This is a genomic window from Pseudoxanthomonas sp. LjRoot204_2 (genome assembly GCF_056175765.1).
Window position 1 is genome coordinate 1 of the sequence record NZ_JBGFFG010000196.1, and the last position, 6,303, is coordinate 6,303.

At 67.5% G+C, this 6,303-nt stretch carries 6 protein-coding genes; 5 read left to right on the plus strand and 1 reads right to left on the minus strand.

From position 1 onward, the window contains the following. Positions 1–1,038 (minus strand): aminotransferase class III-fold pyridoxal phosphate-dependent enzyme (locus tag AC04L7_RS10535; protein ID WP_475512963.1); only part of this gene is annotated, 1,038 nt, incomplete at its 3' end. 118 nt (positions 1,039–1,156) lie between these two features. Here AC04L7_RS10535 and AC04L7_RS10540 point away from each other — a divergent pair. From AC04L7_RS10540 to secD, 5 genes are all read left to right on the plus strand, one after another. Beyond that, entirely contained in the window at positions 1,157–1,588 is a 432-nt protein-coding gene (locus AC04L7_RS10540; protein ID WP_192269829.1) for an Lrp/AsnC family transcriptional regulator, read from the plus strand. Between the two features lie 59 nt (positions 1,589–1,647). Continuing rightward, positions 1,648–2,682 carry a tRNA preQ1(34) S-adenosylmethionine ribosyltransferase-isomerase QueA gene (gene queA, locus AC04L7_RS10545; protein ID WP_296282538.1) on the plus strand — a complete coding sequence of 345 codons (1,035 nt, stop codon included), beginning with the start codon at positions 1,648–1,650 and terminating at the stop codon, positions 2,680–2,682. Further along, positions 2,679–3,815, plus strand: coding sequence for a tRNA guanosine(34) transglycosylase Tgt (gene tgt, locus AC04L7_RS10550; protein ID WP_435999794.1), 1,137 nt, complete (start codon positions 2,679–2,681; stop codon positions 3,813–3,815). The genes queA and tgt overlap by 4 nt, the downstream gene beginning before the upstream one ends. A gap of 280 nt (positions 3,816–4,095) precedes the next feature. Beyond that, the gene (gene yajC, locus AC04L7_RS10555; RefSeq protein ID WP_296282536.1) at positions 4,096–4,434 is read left to right on the plus strand and encodes a preprotein translocase subunit YajC; all 339 of its coding nucleotides are present in this window, start codon (positions 4,096–4,098) and stop codon (positions 4,432–4,434) included. A 98-nt stretch (positions 4,435–4,532) separates the two neighbouring features. Next, on the plus strand, positions 4,533–6,303 hold a 1,771-nt coding region (secD, locus tag AC04L7_RS10560), incomplete at its 3' end, for a protein translocase subunit SecD (protein WP_475512964.1).

A 6,303-nucleotide genomic window follows, 5' to 3' on the forward strand; every position in this document is an offset into this window, starting at 1 on the left:
GTACTGCGCGGCGTTGAGCGCCTTGGAGTAGGTTTCCATGTCCGGCGCATCCAGGCCCTCGAAGCCCGGGTAGTCGACGATGGACAGCACGCCATGCGCGCGCAGGCCGGCCTGGATCGAATCCACCAGGAACAGGCTGCCGTGGCTACGGGTCAGTTCGCGGGCGGCCGCGTAGAACGCCGGCGGCACCGAACGGCCCGGGTCGCCTTCGCCCATCACCGGCTCCAGGAACACGGCTTCGACGAACCAGCCCTTGGCCTCGGCGTCGGCGAAGGCCTGCTTCAGCGCATCCACGTCGTACGGCGGGATGGCGATGACGGAATCTTCGCCGCGGTAGCTGGCCAGGTGCTGCTGGTAGGACTTGCGCGAGGAATCCGAGTACAGCGCCGGGCGTTCGGTGCGGCCATGGAAGCTGCCCTTCACCACGATGCGCTTGATGGTGCGGCCGGCGTGGCGGCCGTCCGGGTCGGTCATCAGCTTGCTGTTGATGTCGGCGATGCGCGCGGCCAGGCCGACGGATTCGGAACCCGAGTTGAGGCACAGGAACTTCGCGAACGGGCAGCCGCCACGGGTATGGCCGATCTCCTTGCGCAGGGCGCGATCGAAGCGCAGCTGCGACAGGCTGGGGGTCATGATGTTGGCCATCACCTGCGGACGGGCCATCGCGTCCATCACCGCGGCCGGGGTATGGCCGAAGCCGAGCATGCCGTAGCCGCCCGCGTCGTACAGCACCGCACCGTTGAGGGTGACCACCCACGGACCACGCGCGGCCAGTGCGATATAGGGGTTGATCGCGTCATCGGCATAGAAGTTGACATAGCCGGCCTGCACGGCGCGCAGCTGCTCGGTTTCGTCCAGGTCGAACAGCTCGGAGAACTCGTCCTTCAGGCGCGCGTGTTCGGCGGCGGCGGCCTCGATCACGGCGGCCAGGTCCGGATGGCCCTTGGCCAGGCGTTCGATGGCGGCATCGTCCAGGCCGAGGGTCAGGCGCTGGCCCGTGTGGGCGCGCAGGGGGGCGAGGGCATCGGTGAGGGCCATGGGAATCTCCGGCTGCAGGCGGCAAACCCGTATTATCGGGAATAATTCGTCATTTGACAGTTGTGAACTGCGCGCATTTAGAGGATATTTCGTCGATTCGACGAAGCGCGCCTGATCAATGAAGCTCACCGATGCCGACCAGCAACTGCTCTCAATGCTGCGTGAGAACGCGCGTGCTTCCACGGCGCAGATTGCCCGCCGGCTGAACCTGTCGCGCACCACGGTGCAGAGCCGCATCGAGCGGCTGGAACGGGAGGGCGTGATCAGCGGTTACACCGTCCGCGTCCATGACGAGTACGACCGCAGCCACCTGCGCGCGCACATCATGATTGCCGTGCATCCGAAGCAGATGACCTCGGTGGTCGCCGCCCTGCGCGCGATGCCGGAACTGCGCGTGCTGCATTCGGTCAGCGGCAGCCACGACCTGATCGCCATCGGTGCGGTGCCGAGCGTGGGCGACATGGACGTGCTGACCGACCGCATCGGCGCGCTGGATGGCGTGGAGCGCACCACCTCGTCCATCGTGCTGTCGACCAAGTTCGAGCGCTGAGTGGGCGCGGGCCGCGCGGGCCGGTCACGTACAATGCACGCCCCCGCAAGGCCCCGCACGTGAAGAAGTCCGATTTCCATTTCGAGTTGCCCGAGGCGCTGATAGCCCAGGCGCCGCTGCCGGAGCGTTCCGCCAGCCGGCTGCTGGTCGTGCCGCCGGGCGAAGTGCCGTTCGTGGACCGCCACGTGCGCGACCTGCCCGAGTGGGTGCGGCCCGGTGACCTGCTGGTGTTCAACGACACGCGCGTGATCCCGGCGCGACTGTTCGGGCAGAAGGAAAGCGGCGGACGGGTCGAGATCCTGATCGAGCGCCTGCTGCCGGACAACGCGGCGCGCGCCCAGGTCGGTGCCAGCAAGTCGCCCAAGCCCGGTAGCCGCATCCAGCTGGATGCCGGCGGCGAGGCGGAGGTGGTTGGCCGCGACGGCGAGTTCTACCAGTTGCGCTTCCATGTGCCCGGCGCACTCGAAAGCTGGCTGCAGAAGGCCGGTCGCCTGCCGTTGCCGCCCTATATCCAGCGTGAGCCCGGCCAGGACGACGACGAGCGCTACCAGACCGTGTTCGCGCGCGAACTGGGCGCGGTCGCTGCGCCGACCGCCGGCCTGCACTTCGACGACGCATTGCTGGCCACGTTGCGTGAGCAAGGCGTGGAGTTCGGCCACGTGACCCTGCATGTCGGTGCCGGCACCTTCCAGCCGATGCGCGTGGACAACATCCACGAGCACCACATGCACAGCGAATGGCTGAACGTGGGTGCGGCGTTGGTCGAGCAGGTGCGTGCGACGCGTGCCCGCGGTGGGCGCGTGATCGCGGTGGGCACCACGGTCGTGCGTGCGCTGGAATCCGCCATGCGGGACGGCGAACTGCACCCCTTCGCCGGCGAGACCCAGATATTCATCTTCCCCGGCTACCGCATCCGCAGCGTCGATGCGATGGTCACCAATTTCCACCTGCCGGAAAGCACGCTGCTGATGCTGGTCAGCGCGTTCGCCGGCAAGGACCGGATCATGGCCGCCTATGCCCATGCGGTGCGCGAGCAGTACCGGTTCTTTTCCTATGGAGACGCGATGCTGCTGTTCCCGGAGACGGCCGCATGAGCCGCATGTCCTTCGACCTGCTGGCCACCGAYGGTGCCGCGCGCCGCGGACGCCTGACGTTCCCGCGCGGCACCATCGAAACGCCCGCGTTCATGCCTGTGGGCACGTACGGCTCGGTGAAGGGCATCCTGCCGGAGCATGTCGAGGACCTGGGCGCCGAGATCATCCTCGGCAACACGTTCCACCTGTACCTGCGGCCCGGCCTGGACGTGATCGGTGCGCACGGCGGCCTGCACGGCTTCGCTCGCTGGAACAGGCCGATCCTCACCGATTCGGGCGGGTTCCAGGTGTTCTCGCTGGCGCACCGGCGCAAGATCACCGAGCAGGGCGTGACGTTCGCCTCGCCGGTGGACGGCAGCAAGGTGTTCCTGGGCCCCGAAGAGAGCATGAACATCCAGCGCGTGCTGGGCTCGGACATTGTGATGATTTTCGACGAGTGCCCGCCGGTGAACGTCGATGGCAAGCCGGTCGACCCGCGGGTGATCGAACGGTCGATGGAACTGTCGCTGCGCTGGGCCGAGCGTTCGAAGCGCGCACATGAAGGCAACGACGCTGCGCTGTTCGGCATCGTGCAGGGCGGCGTGCACCATCACCTGCGCTCGCGATCGGCGGATGGACTGAAGGCGATCGGATTCGATGGTTACGCGATCGGCGGACTCGCGGTGGGCGAGACCGAACAGGAGCGCAACGCCACGCTGGACCACACGTGCCCGCAATTGCCGACGGACCAGCCGCGCTACCTGATGGGCGTGGGCCGGCCGGAGGACCTGGTGGAAGCGGTGGCGCGCGGCGTGGACATGTTCGACTGCGTCATGCCGACCCGCAACGCGCGCAACGGCCACTATTTCACCTCGTTCGGCACGGTACGCATCCGCAATTCCAAGTACGAGCACGACTTGCAGCCGATCGAGCCCGGCTGCGGCTGCTATGCCTGCCGCAACGGCTTCACCCGCAGCTATCTGCGCCACCTGGACCGTTGCAATGAAATGCTCGCTCCCATGCTCGGCACCCTGCACAACCTCTGGTACTACCAGCAGGTGATGGCGCAGATGCGCGCGGCCATCGCCGAAGGACGATTCGCCGACTTCCGGGCCGCTTTCTACGCGGCCCGCGGGATCGTTCCGGCGCCGTAGTCCGGATACCGGGCCGCACGCCGCCAGAGGCTTCTGTAGGGGCGGGCCATGCCCGCGATGATCTCCTTCGGCCGTCCGGAAGGGCATCGCGCCCGTGGGGCGCTCCTGAAGGCTTCGTGGCGGAGGCGAAGTCCTCTGCGGTGCATGTCCGGACCGCCGGCCGGGAACCATCCGGCGCCGACGCGGTCTTTTCCGGTCCGGGCTGACTGGGGAGGCCGGGCGGGCCTTCCCGGCGCGTGGCATAATCCCCGGCTGCTTTTCATACCCAATGGACAAGTCCATGAATCTGCTTGAGTTCTTCGTTGCCCCCGTGATCGCCCAGGCCGCCCCGGCCCAGCAGGGCATGGGCGGCTTCGGCCTGCTGATGCCGATCGCGCTGATCGCCATCATGTACTTCCTGATGATCCGCCCGCAGATGAAGCGCGCCAAGGAGCACCGCTCCATGCTGGACAAGCTGTCCAAGGGCGACGAAGTCATCACCTCGGGTGGCATCGCAGGCACCGTCACCGACATCGGCGACAACTTCGTGACCCTGGAAGTGGCCGACAACGTGCGCGTCCGCGTGCAGAAGGCCGCCGTCGGCAATGTGCTGCCGAAGGGCACCCTGAAGTCCGCCTGATCCGTTTCCTCGCGCCGGCGGGTCTGGCCCGCGCGATTCCCGCTGTTCCGAACCACCGCTGAGCGCATGCCCGGGAAGGGTCTGCGCGGGTTGCCACGATGCTTGAATTCCCTCGCTGGAAATACGTCCTGATCCTGATCGTCGTGTTGGCGAGCGCGCTGTACGCGCTTCCCAACCTTTACCCCCAGGACCCCTCCGTGCAGATCACCGCCAATCGCGGCTTCGCCGTCGATGACGCGCTGCGTGCCCGCGTCGATACCGCACTGAAGCAGGCGGGCGTGCAGCCCAAGCAGGTCGAGGTCGACGACGGCACCCTGCTGGTCCGCCTGCCCGGCCTGGACGCGCAGACCAAGGCCAACGACGCACTGCGCCAGGCACTGGGCGAGGACTATCTGGTGGCGCTGAACCTGGCATCCACGGTGCCCGACTGGCTGGGCAAGCTCGGTGCGCGTTCGATGGTGCAGGGCCTGGACCTGCAGGGCGGCGTGCACTTCGTGATGCAGGTCGACCAGAAGGCTGCGCTGGACAAGCGCATCGATGGCTATCTGGAAGACGTGCGCGTCACCCTGCGCGACAAGCGCATCCGCTATACGGCGGTCGAGCGGCGCCCCGACAACACGCTGCTCGTGACGCTCGCGGATGGCGAGGACGTGGCCGCGGCGCAGCAGGCGCTGGCGCAGACCCTGAGTGCGCGCGGTGGCAACGCCGGCACGCTCGCGGCAGGCGCCGGCCTGACCTATCAGGCGAGCGGCAACCAGATCACCATCGGACTGCCGCAGGCGGAGCTGGACCAGATCGCCTCCGAGGCGATCGAGCAGAACCTCACCACCCTGCGCAATCGCGTCAACGAGATCGGTGTCGCCGAGCCCATCATCCAGCGCCAGGGCAACGATCGCGTCGTCGTGCAGCTGCCCGGCGTGCAGGACACCGCCGAAGCCAAGCGCCTGATCGGCGCCACCGCCACGCTGGAATTCCGCGCCGTGGTGGAAGGCAATGCTGCCGACGCCGTGGCCAGCGGCCGCATCCCGCCGGAAGCCAAGGTCTACCAGCTGCGCGACAACGCCGGTCCGGTGCTGCTCAACAAGCGCGTGCTCGCTTCGGGCGACGAGATGGTCAATGCCCGCGTGGGCGTCGACAACAACGGCCTGCCCGCGGTCGACGTGACCCTCAACAACATCGCCGGCCAGCGGATGTTCGACTACACCAGCGCCAACGTCGGCAAGCTGATGTCGGTCGTCTACATCGAGCGCGTCCCGACGGTGACGATGGTCGACGGCAAGGAAGTGCGCAGCGTGCGCGTGCGCGAGGAAGCCCTGGCGCCGACCCGCATCGCCGGCGTGTTCGGCAAGAACTTCCAGACGACCGGCCTGGAAAAGACCGAGGCCGACAACCTGGCCAAGCTGTTGCGTGCCGGTTCCCTGGCCGCGCCGATGGACTTCATCGAGGAGCGCGTGGTCGGCCCCAGCCTGGGCGCCGAGAACGTGGCCCGCGGCACCAAGGCGGTGGTGTACTCCTTCATCTTCGCGCTCGCGTTCTTCCTGGTGTACTACCGGATGTTCGGCGTGATCACCTGCGTGGCGCTGTTGCTCAACCTGGTGATGGTGGTCGCGGTGATGTCGTTGTTCGGCGCCACCATGACGCTGCCCGGCTTCGCCGGCCTGGCCCTGACCATCGGCATGTCCGTTGACGCGAACGTGCTGATCAACGAGCGCATACGCGAAGAATTGCGGGCGGGCGTGCCGCCGCTGGCCGCCATCGCCACCGGCTACGACAAGGCGTCGGGCACCATCTTCGACTCCAACATGACCGCGCTGCTGGCGGGCGTGGCGCTGTACGCGTTCGGCACCGGCCCACTGAAGGGCTTTGCCA